Origin of the sequence: Cytobacillus sp. IB215316 (assembly GCF_033963865.1) — a bacterium.
Classification (GTDB): Bacteria; Bacillota; Bacilli; order Bacillales; family SM2101; genus Nanhaiella; species Nanhaiella sioensis.
Genome location: NZ_JAXBMC010000006.1, coordinates 40,850 through 58,238, shown reverse-complemented (window position 1 = coordinate 58,238; position 17,389 = coordinate 40,850). Strand labels below are relative to the sequence as shown.

At 33.5% G+C, this 17,389-nt stretch carries 14 protein-coding genes and 1 pseudogene; 11 read left to right on the top strand and 4 right to left on the bottom strand.

What is annotated here, in order from left to right:
- The first annotated feature begins 259 nt into the window (after positions 1–259).
- Together SLH48_RS11720 and SLH48_RS11715 are read left to right on the top strand one after the other, a co-directional pair.
- A complete protein-coding gene (locus SLH48_RS11720; protein WP_320258308.1) occupies positions 260–3,262 on the top strand; it encodes a carbohydrate-binding protein in 3,003 nt (1,000 codons plus the stop codon).
- Between the two features lie 475 nt (positions 3,263–3,737).
- Positions 3,738–4,505, top strand: a complete 768-nt coding sequence (locus tag SLH48_RS11715) for a glucose 1-dehydrogenase (protein ID WP_320258307.1) — start codon at positions 3,738–3,740, stop codon at positions 4,503–4,505.
- Between the two features lie 475 nt (positions 4,506–4,980).
- Here SLH48_RS11715 and SLH48_RS11710 read toward each other — a convergent pair whose 3' ends face one another.
- Together SLH48_RS11710 and SLH48_RS11705 are read right to left on the bottom strand one after the other, a co-directional pair.
- Positions 4,981–5,700: an AAA family ATPase gene (locus SLH48_RS11710; protein WP_320258306.1), complete on the bottom strand. Its 720-nt coding sequence runs from the start codon at positions 5,698–5,700 to the stop codon at positions 4,981–4,983.
- A gap of 11 nt (positions 5,701–5,711) precedes the next feature.
- The gene (locus SLH48_RS11705; RefSeq protein ID WP_320258305.1) at positions 5,712–6,473 is read right to left on the bottom strand and encodes a hypothetical protein; all 762 of its coding nucleotides are present in this window, start codon (positions 6,471–6,473) and stop codon (positions 5,712–5,714) included.
- Positions 6,474–6,875: 402 nt separating this feature from the next.
- Between SLH48_RS11705 and SLH48_RS11700 the strand changes: the two genes are divergently transcribed.
- Complete coding sequence (locus SLH48_RS11700; RefSeq protein ID WP_320258304.1) at positions 6,876–7,352, top strand: GNAT family protein; 477 nt, start codon at positions 6,876–6,878, stop codon at positions 7,350–7,352.
- A 38-nt stretch (positions 7,353–7,390) separates the two neighbouring features.
- Here the strand turns inward: SLH48_RS11700 and SLH48_RS11695 are convergent.
- Positions 7,391–7,570 (bottom strand): annotated as a pseudogene (locus SLH48_RS11695) (hypothetical protein); the annotation flags it as partial.
- A gap of 117 nt (positions 7,571–7,687) precedes the next feature.
- Here SLH48_RS11695 and SLH48_RS11690 point away from each other — a divergent pair.
- The 4 genes from SLH48_RS11690 (at position 7,688) to SLH48_RS11675 (ending at position 11,080) form a co-directional block, all read left to right on the top strand.
- Positions 7,688–8,134 carry an NUDIX hydrolase gene (locus SLH48_RS11690; RefSeq protein WP_320258303.1) on the top strand — a complete coding sequence of 149 codons (447 nt, stop codon included), beginning with the start codon at positions 7,688–7,690 and terminating at the stop codon, positions 8,132–8,134.
- A gap of 299 nt (positions 8,135–8,433) precedes the next feature.
- Entirely contained in the window at positions 8,434–9,213 is a 780-nt protein-coding gene (locus tag SLH48_RS11685; protein ID WP_320258302.1) for a Cof-type HAD-IIB family hydrolase, read from the top strand.
- Between the two features lie 92 nt (positions 9,214–9,305).
- Positions 9,306–10,007, top strand: a complete 702-nt coding sequence (locus SLH48_RS11680; RefSeq protein ID WP_320258301.1) for a Type 1 glutamine amidotransferase-like domain-containing protein — start codon at positions 9,306–9,308, stop codon at positions 10,005–10,007.
- 230 nt (positions 10,008–10,237) lie between these two features.
- A complete protein-coding gene (locus SLH48_RS11675) occupies positions 10,238–11,080 on the top strand; it encodes a toast rack family protein (protein WP_320258300.1) in 843 nt (280 codons plus the stop codon).
- A 515-nt stretch (positions 11,081–11,595) separates the two neighbouring features.
- On the opposite strand, the gene SLH48_RS11670 is transcribed toward SLH48_RS11675, so the two are convergent.
- Complete coding sequence (locus tag SLH48_RS11670; protein ID WP_320258299.1) at positions 11,596–12,525, bottom strand: phosphotransferase enzyme family protein; 930 nt, start codon at positions 12,523–12,525, stop codon at positions 11,596–11,598.
- Between the two features lie 315 nt (positions 12,526–12,840).
- Between SLH48_RS11670 and SLH48_RS11665 the strand changes: the two genes are divergently transcribed.
- The 4 genes from SLH48_RS11665 (at position 12,841) to htpG (ending at position 17,354) form a co-directional block, all read left to right on the top strand.
- A complete protein-coding gene (locus tag SLH48_RS11665; protein ID WP_320258298.1) occupies positions 12,841–13,341 on the top strand; it encodes an N-acetyltransferase family protein in 501 nt (166 codons plus the stop codon).
- 39 nt (positions 13,342–13,380) lie between these two features.
- The gene (locus SLH48_RS11660) at positions 13,381–14,382 is read left to right on the top strand and encodes an aminoglycoside phosphotransferase family protein (protein WP_320258297.1); all 1,002 of its coding nucleotides are present in this window, start codon (positions 13,381–13,383) and stop codon (positions 14,380–14,382) included.
- A 242-nt stretch (positions 14,383–14,624) separates the two neighbouring features.
- Positions 14,625–15,185 carry a GNAT family N-acetyltransferase gene (locus SLH48_RS11655; RefSeq protein ID WP_320258296.1) on the top strand — a complete coding sequence of 187 codons (561 nt, stop codon included), beginning with the start codon at positions 14,625–14,627 and terminating at the stop codon, positions 15,183–15,185.
- Positions 15,186–15,473: 288 nt separating this feature from the next.
- Complete coding sequence (gene htpG / locus SLH48_RS11650; protein WP_320258295.1) at positions 15,474–17,354, top strand: molecular chaperone HtpG; 1,881 nt, start codon at positions 15,474–15,476, stop codon at positions 17,352–17,354.
- The last annotated feature ends 35 nt before the right edge of the window (positions 17,355–17,389 follow it).

The following is a 17,389-nucleotide window of genomic DNA, read 5'->3' as shown; positions in this document are numbered from 1 at the left end:
TATTAAGTCAACATAATGACCTAATATTGCTCATTTTAATAGATGAATTGGAAAACATTGTGAGTAAAAAAATATAGAATATAAATAAAGTTTGTTATAAGATAATATTATAAAATGATAACGTTTACATAAAGAGATAAAAGGGTAGGTGAGTAAATGTAGCAAAAAACAAATAAGACAACTCTACTTGTAGGCTTAATAATGTTAACGTTTACAATATTTTGTTAAATAAATATAAATAAGGTGGGGGAGATAGCACATGTTTAAAAGAAATAGTAAAACTCTTCGTTCAATAGCGGTGTTTTTTCTTATATTCTGTTTAACTTTTACAAGTTTTATTGGGATAGATAAAGGTATAGCAGCAGGTGAATCCGTTCAAGTTTGGCTTACAACCCCTGATGAAACTAAATTACTTGAGCAACAAGAAGATATTACGTTTTCACGAGATAGCTCATCCGCAAATATTCATATTGATGAAAATATTGAATACCAAGAAATGGATGGATTTGGGGCTGCAGTTTCAGGCTCTTCAGCGTATTTGTTGAACCAATTAAATGAAAGTGATAAGGAACAAATTTTAAATGATTTATTTAGTGAAAAGGGTATTGATTTAAGCTTTGTGCGTCAAACAATTGGTGCGTCGGATTTTAATCTAAAAAGCTATACGTACGATGATATGCCTGAAGGTGAAATAGATCCAACCTTAAGTCATTTTACAATTGACGAAGATCGAATCGATGTCATTCCTGTTCTGCAACAAATTAAAAGTATTAATCCACAATTGAAAATTTTAGGTACACCATGGAGTGCACCAGCGTGGATGAAAGAGAGTGGTACATTAAATGGGGGGAGCTTGGATCCTCAACATTTTCAGTCTTATGCGGATTATTTTGTGAAATATCTTCAAGCGTATGAAAGTGAAGGATTACCAATTTATGCTGTGACAGTGCAAAATGAACCTCATCATGAAACAACCAGCTATCCAAGTATGTATATGGATGCAAATCAACAAATTGATTTCGTGAAAAATTATCTAGGTCCTACCTTTAACGCAGAAGGAATGGATACAAAGATTATTGCCTGGGATCACAATTGGAATGAATTTGATTATCCAATTCAAGTGTTAAATGATGAAGAGGCTAATTCTTATGTAGCAGGAAGTGCATTCCATTGTTATGCAGGTGCACCAGAGTCACAATCTGCAGTGTTTGATGCACACCCAGATAAAGGAATTTGGTTTACTGAATGTTCTGGTGGGGAATGGGCAACTGATTTTGGTGATAATTTAAAATGGAATATGTCTAATATTGTAATAGGTGCAACGCGCAATTGGGCAAAATCAGTCTTACTATGGAACTTAGCACTAGACGAAAATTTTGGTCCGATAAATGGTGGATGTGTTGACTGTCGTGGCGTTGTTACAGTAAATCAAGGTACTGGAGATATTGTTAAGAACGTAGAGTATTACGTGCTTGGACATATTAGTAAGTTTGTAAAGCCAGGGGCAAAGAGAATAGAGTCTAATGAAAATATGGAAATAGAGAATGTTGTATTCAAAAATCCAGACGGTTCAAAAGTATTACTCGCAATGAATAGTACAAATGAACAAAAAACGTTTAAAGTAAGATGGGGAACACAAGCGTTTGAGTATTCACTTCCTGCTGGGGCAGTAGCTACCTTTACATGGAACGGTGAACAGGAAGGAGATAGTGGATTATTCGAACTTAACCCGTATCAACAAATGGAAGCTGAGAACTTTTCTTCAATGGAAGGTGTTGCAACTGAATCAGCAAATGATATCGGTGGCGGCTTAGTAGTTGGACAAATTGATAATGATGATTATGTAGTATTTAAAAATGTTAATTTTGATGATGGCGCCCAACTTGTCAAGGCAAGGGTTGCTACAGAAGCTGATGGAGGACAAATAGAGTTTCGATTAGGAAGTCCAACAGGCACATTGATTAGTACAATAGATATTCCGAATACAGGTGGCTGGCAATCATGGATAACTAGTTCTGCCCAAGTTGAAAATGCAATTGGTGTACATGATTTGTATATTGTGTTTAAAGGTGGCTCAAATGGTATTGGTAACTTTAACTGGTTTGAATTTTCAGCAACGAATGAAATTACAAACGAAGTTAATGCATTTGAAAGAATTGAAGCTGAAAACTATGATACATTGTTCGGTATTCAAACTGAAGGAGCTAATGATGCTGGTTATGGTTTAAACGTTGGGCATACAGATGACGGGGACTATATCGGATTTAAAAATGTTAACTTTGGTAGTGGAGCAATATCTGTTGAAGCGAGAGTAGCTACAGATGGCGATGGTGGAGAACTTGAATTTAGATTAGATAGCCCAACTGGGCCTGTCATTAGTACTATAGATGTTGAAAAAACGGGTGGCTGGCAATCATGGGTGACAAGATCAGCAAAAGTTTTAGGGGCAGATGGTGTTCATGACCTATATGTTGTGTTCAAAAGTGAAACTGGTGGTATAGGTAACCTAAACTGGTTTACATTTTCGGATGCCATACAGGACAATCCTGCAATAAATGCTTTTGAACAAATTGAAGCTGAAAACTATGATACACAGTACGGTGTACAAACTGAAAATTCTAGTGACGTTGGTGGAGGCCTGAACGTTGGTCATACTGATAACGGTGATTATATAGGCTACAACAATGTTGACTTTGGTGAGGGAGCTGTAGCTGTTGAAGCGAGGGTAGCAACTGACTCTGAAGGTGGGATGATTGAGCTTCATTTAGATAGTCCTACTGGAGATTTAATTGGAACAATTAATATTACGAAAACAGGCGGTTGGCAGTCGTGGGTAACTGAATCAGCTGAAATATCTGGCGCAAAAGGTGTCCATGATGTATATCTTGTATTTAAGAGTGAAGATGGAGGCATAGGTAACGTAAATTGGCTTAAGTTTATTAATTCAGCTCAGCAGCTTCAGCAGCATATTGAAGCGTTCAAATCTGATTCGAATCAAATGGAACAATTATCAGCAATGATCGTAAACAGTGTCATGCTAGGTGAAGTCGATGGAGAAGAAGTGAAAATCTTACTTCAAGAAGCTTTTTTAGCTGAAGAAACTGCTAATGAAACGGTTATCCATGTTCGAAATATTACTGAGCATATTGAAAGAGATTTAGAGCGTATGGCAGGAGAGCTAGATAAAAAGAATTTTGACAGTGAAAAATATATTAGTAAGATAGCAAAAGAGTTAGAAAAGCTGATTAACAAAACATCCTAATATCTTTTAAATTAATCATTGTAGCCACTTTATTATTGGGATAATAAAGTGGCTACTCTTATAGTTTAGGCGGATTTGTTATTAATAGATGCTACAGAACAAATCGTTCAAGACCCTAGGTAATAACACTGGTAAAGCAGAGAATGCACTAACAGAGAAAAAATAATATCGAATTAAAGCTGAAAAACATTCAAAGGAGTCTATTTCGTAAAGTCATCGAAATAAAAACGTCATTGGCGACTTCTGTTAAGTGTGAAAAATATGGTACTAGACAAATGAGCTTTGTATGGATTAAGGCCCTTTTAAATAAAGCTTGCCGATCTACACTCACTCAAATAGCTATTTTATCAAATCATAATAAAGTTGTTTAGAAAAAAATCTTTTCTCTTGCAATTCTACCTATTGATAGGTAGAATGTGAATAAGCAAATGATATTGATCTCTAGGTCAAATAAAAACAGCAGGAGGAATGCAAGATGTTCAAAGATAAAGTGGTAATCATTACAGGTGGTGGCTCTGGAATTGGAAAGGCTACGGCTAAGAAGTTTATCGGTGAAGGTGCGAAAGTAGTCATAAATGGGAGAAGAGAAAGTATCTTAACTGAAGCAGCGAAGGAACTTGATCCTACAGGTAAAAACATTGCATATGTGGCAGGAGATATAAGTGTTAAAGCTACGTCTGAAAAATTAGTTGCAGTAGCAGTTGAAGAATTTGGAGGTGTGGATGTACTAGTTGCTAATACGGGAATCTTCAACCCAACTAGTTTTTTAGATCACACAGAAGATGATTTAAACAGTTATATTGATGTGATCGTTAAAGGTACCTTCTATCCAGCACAGGTAGTTATCCCTGAAATGAAAAAACGTGGAGGTGGCGCAATCGTCAATACTGGTTCAATGTGGGCAATCCAGTCAGTTGAAGCGACACCATCTACTGCATATTCAGCAGCAATGGCAGGTAGACACGCACTTACTAAAAACTTAGCTGTAGAATTTGCTAAGGATAACATTCGTGTGAATGCAGTTGCACCAGCTGTTGTAGAAACACCAATTTACAACACATTTATGTCTGAAGAACAAGTTTCTAAAACATTACCTACCTTTAATGAATTTCATCCAATAGGAAGAAATGGTCAACCAGAGGATGTAGCTGAGGCAATTCTATATTTAGCTAGTGATCGTGCATCATGGGTGACTGGTGTAATCATGCCTTTAGATGGTGGGGCGACAACAAGGTTAAGATAGAACATGATGTTATTCCAGTGACTTATGCTAAATTTTGTTACACAAATATAAAAGATAGATTATTCTTGATAAAGTGTATGTAATCATATGCGAAGTCCTAAATTTGAGCCACTTTATTTTTGTTAACTAGAATAAAGTGGCTAGTTTAATAGTCATCATTTCCATCAGCACATTTAATAAAGAATTTAGGAAATAGAAGTTTAATATTCACTTTAAAACTATTAAATAATAAGTGAGCTTAACCGCTTGTTGTTTAGTTGGTTCTGTAGGTAGGTTTCCCCGTGAAAATATGGTTTTTCGTTGTAGACAAAATGATACATCAACCTCATGCCTTCAGTTTTTATAGTTCAATATATACTTTTTAAACAATCTATTATTCGTTGAATTTTGGTATGTCAAAAGTCATTAAGTGGGAGTCTTCTGACTAGGAAATCATAAAACGACTTGCTATATATTTATAACAAGCCGATATATTTTAGGAAATTAATTCTTTAAAAGCAGCATCAAGACTATTGTTTTTACCAATGTTCGTAAACTCGTTATAATCTCCTTCAAATATGATTTTTCCTTTTGATAGGAAAAATATTGCACAATTTGCTTTCAAATATTCTAAATCCTGCATGATGTGTGTAGACATTAGAACTGTTGTGTCTGCCCTTTTTGTAAGTAGTTGAATTCTTGTTAATATACGCTCTCGAGCGTGGGGGTCAATACCCGCGGTTGGTTCATCAAATATATAAAGCTTCCTTTTTAATAACGTAATGGCAGTTACATGAAGCCATCTTATTTCACCAATGGACATATCACCTATTTTAGTTTGCCACAGCCTAGTTACCATATCTTTATCAATAGTGTCCATTCCATCTATAAAAAAAGGTTCTTTCGTAATTTTGTAATTCGTACTATGGTCAGTATGAAGGTAGAGCCTGAAGATATCTTTTCCTGTTATTGAATAAGGTAATAAGGTGCTTTGAGTCATATATAAAATATCTTTTTGTCTAGGTGTATTTTTTATTTCATTTGGCAATTTTATGGAACCAGATATTAAATCAAACAGCGTAGTTTTTCCGCTACCATTAGAACCTAATAATACATTGATTTTATTAGGTTTAAACTTGATATGAAGCTGATCGAGTATCTTTCGTTTTATTTTTGACTTTTTGTATTCATAAGTTAGATTTTCAACTGTAATCATGTCCAATTCTCCTAAGATCTTGAGTTTATTGCTGTAATTTTAAATGATTTGTAGGAATAGACCCCAATAGTCAAATAAACACCGAGCAATAAAATCGTAAAATACATATTAATATAGTTAAAATCATTTTGAAATAGTACTGACATTAAATAGTTTTCTAGGTTAAGTACAACATTTACAGGGTTAATAAGACTTATATAAGCAGGGACATCTATAGATAGACTATTGTTAAAGGATGTCATAAATAACAAAAACATAATAATATTTGCAAAAGTAATTAAAGATTCTTGCTTTATAGGAAGAATTAACAAGAAGAGACAGAGAAATGTGATAGGAATAAAAGAGACGAGTAACAAAACGACACCTAATAACCAAAATTTCAATGTAAGATGTGTGCTTCCTAAAAATAGTATTGAACTAAAAATTGTAAAAGTAGATACAGATAATATTGCAATTGTAAAGAATGACAAAAATAATCCAATTATAATAGGGAGTTTACTTCCCGTAATAAAGAAAAATCTTTTTAAAAATCCTTGTTCTCTCATTTGAATGATATTCGTACATACATTAAAAGCTGTTAAAATGATGATTAGTGCTATGTAACCTCCAAAATACATTAAAAAAACACTTTCGCTAGGTTTCTCAGAAAGGAATTTCATATTATAAAGAATAGCCATAAGCAATGGGAACAGAATTAGCCACATAAGCGTTATCTTACTATTGAAATTAACCTTATTAAACAATAAGTAGAACTCTCTAACCTTTTTGAACATATGTAAAAGATCTCCTTACAATATAATTTGTGTAGGTAAACTCTATTTACGTTGTTGCCATTTTATAAGCAGTTGTATTTATAAAAAATATTCTTACAATTTCAAATTCGAGGTAAATTATACCACCATAGAGTAGTTGTATCAATATAATATTTATTGAAGAAAGACTCTTTTCGTTTCCTATTCTGATATTGTTAAAAAAGGGGGTTTTTAATTGCTGCAATCATTTAATAGAAGCAGAGAAGCCACGAATACTAGTTGTATAAGCAATTTTATTAGTTATAAATATATTAATCTAGGCGAAAGCAACTTTAATTAGTTTTAATTAGTAAAGTTGGATTGGACTATTGCAGCAGTGGGCCTGCATGAAAAGGACTATGTTTTGAGAGAGAGGAAAGAATTATGACTTACGACTTTACAAAAATGTCACAAAAACAAGCGGAGGATATAGCGCTCAATTGGCACTATGATGGGGATTATTCCTTTTATGACATGGAAGCAGATCAAGAAGATTTAGCTGAGTTTTTAGATGTAAACAAACGAAGAGATTATTATTATGTAGTTAAAAAAGAAAATGAAATTATTGGGTTTATGAGTTTTATCGAAACTGCTACGTCTATAGTCGATATAGGGTTGGGACTGAAGCCGAAATTAACTGGGCATGGTTTAGGTTTAGATTTCTTGAGAGCTGGTCTGAACTATGCTAAAACGAAATATAAACCGCAAAAAATAACTCTTTCAGTTGCTATATTTAATAAAAGGGCAATTAAGGTCTATAAGAAGGCAGGCTTTGTAGAGGGGAGGGCTTTTATGCAAAATACAAATGGTGGGTCATTCGAATTTATTTTCATGGAATTTGATTGTTCATCGAGTAACTAAGGAGGTATTTGTGCACCCCTTAGTTAAGCTATTTCAGTTTATTTTAAGGCGTTAAGCTCATTTGACGATTCGCTTAGTTTACTATCTTCGATATATACAACACGATCACATAAATCTAACATACGCTGATCATGCGTAACCATAATGGCAGATTTGCCTCTTGATTTTAATTCATCAGCAAGCATTTGTACGACAACTCTTCCTCGTTCAGAGTCTAGGCAAGACTTTAATAGAACACATTACATATTACTTGGATTGGGTGGAGGATAATTTTTATTTCATACATACAATAACGCTGAGGTTCACATTTTAGAAAATGGAATAGGGGGATACGCATGTTTATTGTCAATGTTGAAGGTGCTATTAATAAAGATGGAAAGTGGTTAATGATTCGTCGAAGTATGAAAGAAGAGCATGCAGGTGGTGAGCTCTCTTTAGTTGGTGGAAAGGTTGAAAGAGAAGGACATTGTACAGATATTTTAGAAAAAACTCTAATGCGAGAAATATTCGAAGAGGTTGGAATTCAAGTTACAATTCTTGGGTATGTAAACAGCTCGTCGTTTGTTACCGATCTTGGAGAGCATGTAGTAGATATCGTATTTCTTTGTGAATATGAATCTGGCAAGCCATTTGCAAAAAGCCCTGATGAAGTAGACGAGGTAATGTGGTTGACTACGGAACAAGTTATGAATCATGAGGGCTTACCAGATTATTTAGTAGAAAATATTACGCTAGCTGATTCCAAGCTGCGATCGTCGAAGGTTAACCGAAGTTTTTGTTGACCATTTTTTTAGGTGGAATAATCTCTACCTGAATCGATTTATAAGTTCAAACTCATGTAATTAACTTATATGTTGAAAGTACATCGAAGTTGTTTTAAAAGGCTGTTTACGCATTAATTGTTGCTTACACAACTAGCGTTGTTCGTGACATCTTTTCATCTGTACAACGATGAAGAACAATATATAACCACTTTTTGTGGTATTATTTGGTAACAACAACACAGTTTACGAGAAGAGCCTTTGAAAAAAATAATAGCTTACTTTAGTTAGCAAGGCTCTATTTAGGGAGGAGAATGTAGTTGAATCCAGCTGTTATCGCATTGGATCTTGATGGAACATTACTTAATAATGAAAAACACATTACTAATAGAAACTTACAAGCTGTGCTTAATTGCTATAACAATGGTAAAAAAATTATTATAGCTACAGCACGACCTCCACGTTCAGTCAAAGACTTTTTACCAACCGTGCTACGAGAAGTATCATCATTTGTTTATTACAATGGTGCTCTTGTTGTTGATCACTTATCACATTTTGAAGAACATATATCTATATCGAAGAAAATAACAGCAAGGGTCTTTGACTATTGCTTAGACTACGATCAAAATTGTTCGGTTAGTGTTGAAGTACGAGACAAATGGTTTGCAAATGAAGAAATATGTGATGCTTCAATATTCAATGTTAAGTATCGTCCACGTATTTTACCAGTTGAGCAATTAAAAGAGTTTGAAGCAACAAAGCTGTTACTTACAGGTTTCAATGATGCTAAGAAGCTACAGGAACTGTTCGGAGAGTATGTTAAATTAATCGTAACAGACAATGGTAAGCTCATTCAAATAATGAATAAAAATGTATCAAAGAAAACTGGGATACTAAGATTATGTAATCATTTTGGTGTCAAACAATCAGATGTCATTGTTTTTGGAGATGATTATAATGATTTGGACATGTTTAATATGAATGGATACGCTATTGCAATGGCAAATGCTGTCCAAGAACTTAAAGAGATAGCCGACGAGGTAACGGATACTAATGACAATGACGGAGTTGCAAAAATATTGGAGAGAATGGTAAGGTAGAAGGGATTATTTGGAAAGTTTTAAGGGCTGATTTCTTCTACTGGTGGATAAACATTAAATGTGTAAGTTTTAGATTGATTGGAGGTATTTATGTGAGACAAAGACAAATCATAGCATTAGGTGGGGGTGGTTTCTCTATGGAACCTGACAATCCCCTGTTGGATCAGTACATATTAAAGCAATCTATAAAACCAAAGCCTAGCATTTGCTTTATTCCAACTGCTAGTGGGGATGCAGAAGATTATATAGAGAGATTTTATCAGTTTTTTCATAAGCAAAATTGTAACCCATCCCATTTATCTTTATTTAAGCCACAAACAAGGGATTTAGAGAGATTTTTATTGAAGAAAGATATCATTTACGTGGGTGGGGGTAGTACTAAAAACTTATTAGTATTATGGAAAGAGTGGGGGCTCGACCATATCTTGAGAAAAGCTTGGAACAAAGGAATTATATTAGCTGGTATTAGTGCTGGTGCAATATGTTGGTTTGAGGAAGGTGTCACAGATTCGTTTGGAGAAGGGCTAGAGTCTATTAATTGTTTAGGTTTTTTACATGGAAGCCATTGTCCTCACTACGATGGAGAAATAGGTCGGAGACCAGCGTATCACAGATTAATTAATAGTGGAGACATACAAGGTGGTATTGCTGCAGATGACGGAGTTGCCATTCATTTTATTGAACAAAAGGTAAATAAAATTATTAGCTCAAGGCCAAATGCAAAGGCTTATCAAGTCTCTTTGAATAATCACAATATAGAGGAGGAGTTACAGACATATTTTTTAGGCTCTTAAAAAATAGCTGTAAAAATACTTATCTATCTTAATTAAACTCTCACAATGATTTAAAGAGTTAAATAGAATAAAGAATTGCTACTAGTAGAATATATTCTTTATTTACACAAAATCATTAAAAATACGCTATCAAAATCTTGTAAGCCTTGACTCATCTCTCATTTGTATATTACAAATTGAACGTGAAAGTATTTGTTTCTTACTATCCTAGTAACTATGGAGGATCAATAATGAAGGGGTTTGTCGGCTTTGTGATGATAATAATTGGATCATTTTTTGCAACTTCATGCGGTTTTACTTCTACGACAGAAAATACTAATTTTGCAACTAAAGCAGAAAGTGCTGAAAAAGAAACTGCGACAGAAAATTATGAAGTAGAAACTATAACAGAAAATGTTAACAAAGAAGAGTCCAGGGAAAATATTATAAAAGAAGAAATACATGAAATAAAGGAGGACAAAGCCAAGAAACTTGAGGTTTTGTTATATTATGGTGCAGGTTATTTAAATGTTTCTAATGGTGCAAAAGGTTGGGCAGAAGGAACATTTAAATATGAAGATGTAGAAGTTAAGCCAGATGTTTCATATGATTTAATTATGGACAAAGGAACAATAACAGTAAAACAACCTGACAAAGCTTCAATTTTAGAAGATTTTAATGATTTTTCTGGTAGTCAAAATAATAGATGGGATATTCATCTGACAGATAAAATTCCTATGGACCTTATTATTAATGCGGGGGCAACATACACAGAGTTAGATTTACGAGGTTTACAATTAAACATTTTAAATATCAATTCTGCAATTGGTGAACTAACTATTGACTTAAGTGGTGACTGGGAAAAAAGTTTTGACGTTACTCTTAAAAAAGCTATGGGAAGTACAAAAATATATTTACCTTCTGATGTAGGAGTTAAAATTAACTCTAATAAAGGATTTCAATCAACAAATTTTAAAAGACTATTCTCAAATACAGATGACTTTTACGTAAATAATACTTATGAAAATGCGGATGTTATTGTTAATATTAATACAATTCTCACTACTGGAGATATAGAGTTTATAGTTAAGTAGGAAGAAGATATAGTAAATTGATCTTATCATGTATGAATGTTTTTATATTTATTAAAAGCAATTGGTTCTAGCCGAGAATCCATTGCCATTTATCGTTATAGCTCCCAAAAGGTCTCTGTGTACGACCAAAGCCAACTTGTCATTGTTTGTATACTACAAAGGAACATAAGTTGATATTATTACCTGTGCATTATGTTTATTTAAGGAGGATGTCACGGGTTCATTGAAGGGGTAGAATCTATTGAATGTCTAGTTTTTTTGGAGCTCATGCCCCCATTTTGTCGGTGAGAAAGATCGAGCATAACATAAGTTAATTGGCCAGGGGACATACAAGTGGGGATTGCCACATCTTCAGATTATTATATTGAACCTAGATTAAACGGCACTTAAGTGGTTCTGTTGAATCAATTTGTTATTGAAGTTTAGAAATTAATTTTTTGAGAACAAAGCCTTAGACGTGATTTGTCTAAAGCTTTATGAGAAATGTGAAAGTATATTATAATCCTGAGCGTAAATCATTCAACCATTTGGGTGCTATGCTTTAAAATCCTCTCTTTATTTTCATGTAACCATAAGAACATTTTTTTATTTGCGTTAAACAAGGTAGGTATATTCATAAAAAACGCCATAAAAATTGTTTGTATGGATAACATTACTAATGCAACAGACTTTCTTTCTACTTCACTTAAAGGATTTACTGTATGATAACTTGCAAACAAGTTTTTGATAAAATCAAACCACTTTTCCCTCAAAGCTTCATCAGAAAATACTTCGTTCAATACACTTGTAGAGCAGTAGCAAATATCGAATAACCTAACATTATGCTCAACGATATCAAAATCTACAAAACCAGCAAGTCTATCCTTTTGAATAATTACATTATAAATATGTGCATCCCTATGTATTAATTGCTGTGATAAATCATGTATGACATTTTTTAAATCGACCTGGAGAGTATGATATATACTTGTTAAATCTTGATTTTCTTCATTATTTAATATTTCTTGAACAGCCCAATCAAATACTTGGTTGTACAGGTTCTTTTTCGGGAATTGTATATCATTACTTACTTGTTTTAGTACTTGATGCAATTGAGCTATGCTACTTCCAAGTAGTTCATGTATAGATGTATTTTTTACTGTATCAATTGCTTTAAATGTTTGGCCATCAAGGTAGTTGTAAATACAATAAACAACATCATCAGAACAGTAATAATATTCTCCTCCATTTGTTTGTATGGGTAGATGTACCTTGAAATCTTGTTTATCTATACGTAACAATAGCTTTATTTCATTTATCGCTTTTTCTACGCTTTCTTTTTGCTTTAATACATATCGTTCTCCATTATTAGAAGTTATAAGAGTAGCTCTTTCTGATAGTTTTGCTGAATTTGAAATCTCAATTCCCCAATTGGATGACAAATCCCTAAGATGCTTTATAGACATGATCTCACCTCAAAAGTTAGTAGGAGATGTTCAAAAATGCATGTTAATTTTTAACGAATATGCATTGAGTGAGAGGTAGTAATGGGACTTAGTCAGTATGCTTTATTTGTCTCGAATGTACAAAGTCACGAGATTTCTCTTTGTTGAACATATACCCCATGCTTGTATTTTCTATTATTGAGCCAATTTCTCCTGCTAATATTTGTATGATAATTAGTTAAGATAAAATCAAGTATTAATATCCATGAGATTGCTTGTTATCCTAACAGGATTTAAGAAATTATTATTGAATAGTAATGTTAGGTAGGTGATTATATGACCAAAAAAATAATATTAGACAAGATGGTTCCAAAAGATTGGGAACAAGTGAAGGGCATATATCAAGAGGGTATAAATACTGGCAATGCCACATTCGAAGATGAAGCTCCAATGTATGAGGAGTGGGATCGTAATCATCTCAAAGAATGTCGGTTTATTGCACGGGATGGTGACGAGGTTTTAAGTTGGGCTGCGTTAAGTTCAGTTTCCAGTAGATGTGTGTATAATGGTGTTGCAGAAATAAGTGTATATGTAAGTAGTGCTAGCCAAGGAAGAGGGATTGGATCGAAACTGATGGATATGCTCATTAAATCGAGTGAAGAGGAAGGAATTTGGACATTACAAGCGGGAATCTTTCCTGAGAACGCTTCGAGTCTTGCATTACACAAAAAAGCGGGCTTTGGAGAAATTGGTATACAAAAGCATATTGGCAAAATGCAAGGTAGGTGGCGTGATGTCATTTTATTAGAAAGAAGAAGTCGCAAAGTAGGAGTTTGATAGAAGCTCACAATACTATTGCAGGAGGATAAAGAATAATTGGACAAATTAATTCATGAAGCTCTTAAGCACTATACGATAGCTAACCAAACAGTAATTGTTGAAAAAGAACTACATCATAACAGTTGGCATAGTGATCTTCATTATAAAATAGTTGCTGGTAGAAAAAGATATTCTGCAAGGATTATTAACAAAAGTCGTTCTCCTCATCATGCCTTTGGTTTATTAAATGAGACTATTATGATTGAGCAGATTCGCTTTTGTAACTATCTTGTTGATAATCAAATTCCATTTATGCGAGTTAAACCAACTTCAAAAAATGAACCATTTATATCTCTCAAATGGGATAATAACCTATTGTTGTTTATTTTGTTTGAATGGATTGAAGGTATACATATCACTCATTGTAATGAATATCTTGCAGCTAAATTTGGAAGAGTAGCAAGGCGTATTCATGATGTGTCAAGAGACTTTCATAGTGATGTGTTAATAAAAAAATCACACTTGCATGGTTATAGGGAGTTTATAAAAAAAATTCGTGAAAATATTGCTACAGCATATATTTCAGTAAAGCATCTACAGATGATAGAAGATTATGTCATGCTAATTGAACATCACATTGAAAGATCATCGATAGGGAACTATGAATTTATTGTACAGTCGGATTTAAATCCGTTAAATATACTTTGGGATGAGCAAAGAAGTGTAAAAGGCATCGTTGATTTTGAATCAATTGGGTATGTAGATAGAGTGGAAGGTTTAGCTTGGCTCGTTAAGTGGTATTCAAGAACTGACGGAGTGCATTCTCATAAGATGTCATCTAATGTAGCAGCAGCTTTTATAGAAGGCTATCGAGCAACGGATATACTAGATGATAAAGACTTTGAGCGGTTAAGGTCATTAATATGGTTATCAGGTTGTATAAATTGGAATTTCACTAAGAAAACTATAAATATACTAAATCGCGATCCAAATTTACTAGAAGACCATTTACAAATATATATAAAACGTGGAGAAGGTTTATTAGCTTTACTCAATTGAGCTGATATGACCGACTATTAAGAGGCGCTTATCGAGATTCTTTTAATAAACCATAACGTTTATAGAAGCTCCTTATCAGATATTGAAGACAGTTTTATAGTTATTTTTCAAGTATATTTAATGAATCATGGAAGAGTTAACAGTCTGTAGACATGTTAATACATCTTATTGATGGTGGAGAAGGAACAAGGGTTAGTCACAACGAAAATATAGAAAACAACTATGACTAGGAGAGAGGTTAAATGAATCCGATATTATTAGATTTTCCAACAGAATTTACTACTGAAAGATTGCTCATACGAATGCCAAAACCGGGTGATGGGGAAGCTGTATATCAAGCTGTTACTGCTTCGTTACCTGAATTACAGCCTTGGTTGCCATTCGCACAAAAGGAACAATCCCAACAGCAAACAGAAATTAATATTAGAGAAGCATATGTAAATTTTTTGAAAAGAGAGGATTTACGCCTCCTTGTTTTCTTGAAAGATTCTGGACAGCTTGTTGCTTCCTCCGGATTACATAGAATCGATTGGTCTATTCCAAAGTTTGAAATAGGATACTGGGTTGATTCACGTTTCACTGGTAAGGGTTATATGACGGAAGCAGTGCAAGGAATTACTGATTTCGCTAAAGATGAATTGAAAGCGAGAAGAATTGAAATACGCTGTGATTCGAGAAATGTAAAAAGTAGAGCAATTCCAGAGCGTTTAAATTATACGTTAGAAGGAATTTTGAAAAATGAGGCTGTAGCTATTGATTCGAATGAGTTGAGAGATACTTGTATATACGCTAAGGTGTTCTAAAAGTCGGAAGACCGATAAAAGCTTGATTTTGACCCGAAAAAAGTTCAAATTGACCCAATAAAATCAATATTTGACCCGATAACCGCATAATTTGACCGATAAACATCTGAATTTGACCCAATAAAACGGCGATTTCTTATATTTGCACTAAATGTTGACATAGTACGGTCTAGTATGTTATTTAATTAATGGGTTAGCACTCAATTAGTTTGAGTGCTAAATGTATGAACAGTATGTTTTACATATATTAAAAATTAAAGTAGGATTGTACTGAAAGGAGAGGTTTATATGACTGTAAAGCAGTTTGAAGCAGAATCGAAAAGGTTATTAGAGATGATGATTAACTCCATCTATTCACAAAAGGAAATCTTTTTAAGAGAATTAATTTCCAATGCGAGTGATGCGATTGACAAAATTTATTATAAAGCATTATCAGATGATACGATTACTTTTGAAAAAGATAATTACTATATGAAGGTAGTCATTGATAAAGAAAATAGAATATTGAAGCTTTCTGATACTGGTATTGGTATGACGAAAGAGGAGCTAGAAAATAACCTAGGGGTTATTGCGAAGAGCGGTACGTTAGCGTTTAAAAAAGAAACTGAAATTAAAGATGGCCATGATATTATAGGTCAATTTGGTGTAGGGTTTTATTCAGCATTTATGGTAGCTGACGTTGTCACTGTTATTACGAAGCCATTAGGTAGTGAAGAAGCACACAAATGGGAATCTCATGGGGCAGATGGATATACGATTGAGCCTTATGAAAAAGATGAAGTAGGAACAGATATTATTTTAACAATTAAAGAGAATACAGAAGATGAAACGTATGATGAATACTTAGAAGAGTTTCGATTAAAATCTATTATTAAAAAATACTCCGATTTCATCCGTTACCCAATAAAGATGGACGTTACGGAACAAAGACCTAAAGAAGGTAGCGAAGACGAATTTGAAGATGTACAAGAAGAACAAACGCTTAACAGTATGGTTCCGATTTGGAGAAAGAATAAAAGTGAGCTAACAGACGAAGATTACGAGAATTTTTATGCTGAAAAACATTACGGCTTTGATAAGCCGCTAAAACATATACATATTAGTGTTGATGGTGCGGTGAGATATAATTCGATTTTATTCATCCCACAACAAACACCATATGACTATTATACAAAAGAATTTGAAAAGGGCTTAGAGCTGTATTCTAATGGTGTTTTAATTATGGAAAAATGCTCAGATTTGCTGCCTGATCATTTTAGTTTTGTAAAAGGGATGGTCGACTCTGAAGATCTATCTTTAAATATTTCTAGAGAGATTTTACAGCATGATCGTCAACTAAAGCTTATTGCAAAAAATATCAAGAAAAAAATAAAAAGCCAATTATTAAGTTTACTAAAGGACGACCGAGAAAAATATGAAGAGTTTTATCAATCTTTTGGTAGACAATTAAAATATGGTGTGTATAGTGAGTACGGCACACATAAGGAAGAATTGCAGGACCTTATCATGTTCTATTCTTCAAAAGAGAAGAAGATGGTAACACTAGATGAGTATGTGTCAAGAATGCCAGAAGATCAGAAATATATTTATTATGCTGCTGGAGAAACACACGACAGAATTGAAAAATTACCACAGACAGAGATGGTACTAGATAAAGGTTATGAAATTTTATATTTCACTGATGATATAGATGAGTTTGCTATTAGAATGTTAATGAATTACAAAGAAAAGGAATTTAAGTCTATTTCAAGTGGTGACTTAGGAATTGATTCTGATGACAAGCAAAACGAGGATAATAAAGAGGAGGAAAGCAATAAAGACCTCTTCGAATATATGAAAAATATATTATCAAGCAAAGTGAAGGATGTTAGAGTATCAAAACGATTAAAGACGCACCCTGTATGCTTATCAACTGATGGTGAAGTAAGTATAGAAATGGAAAAAGTCCTTAATGCAATGCCTGATAACCAAAATATTAAAGCTGATAAAGTGTTAGAGATTAATATTAACCATGATGTGTTCCAATCATTAAAGAGTGCTTTTGAAACAGATAAGGAAAAAGTAGACTTATACACAAACCTGTTGTATAACCAAGCGCTTCTAATTGAAGGGTTGCCGATCAATGATCCTGTAGAGTTTACGAATGATATGTGTAAAATCATGGTATAACAAATGCTTGCTCCCTTTACTCGTATTGTAAAGGG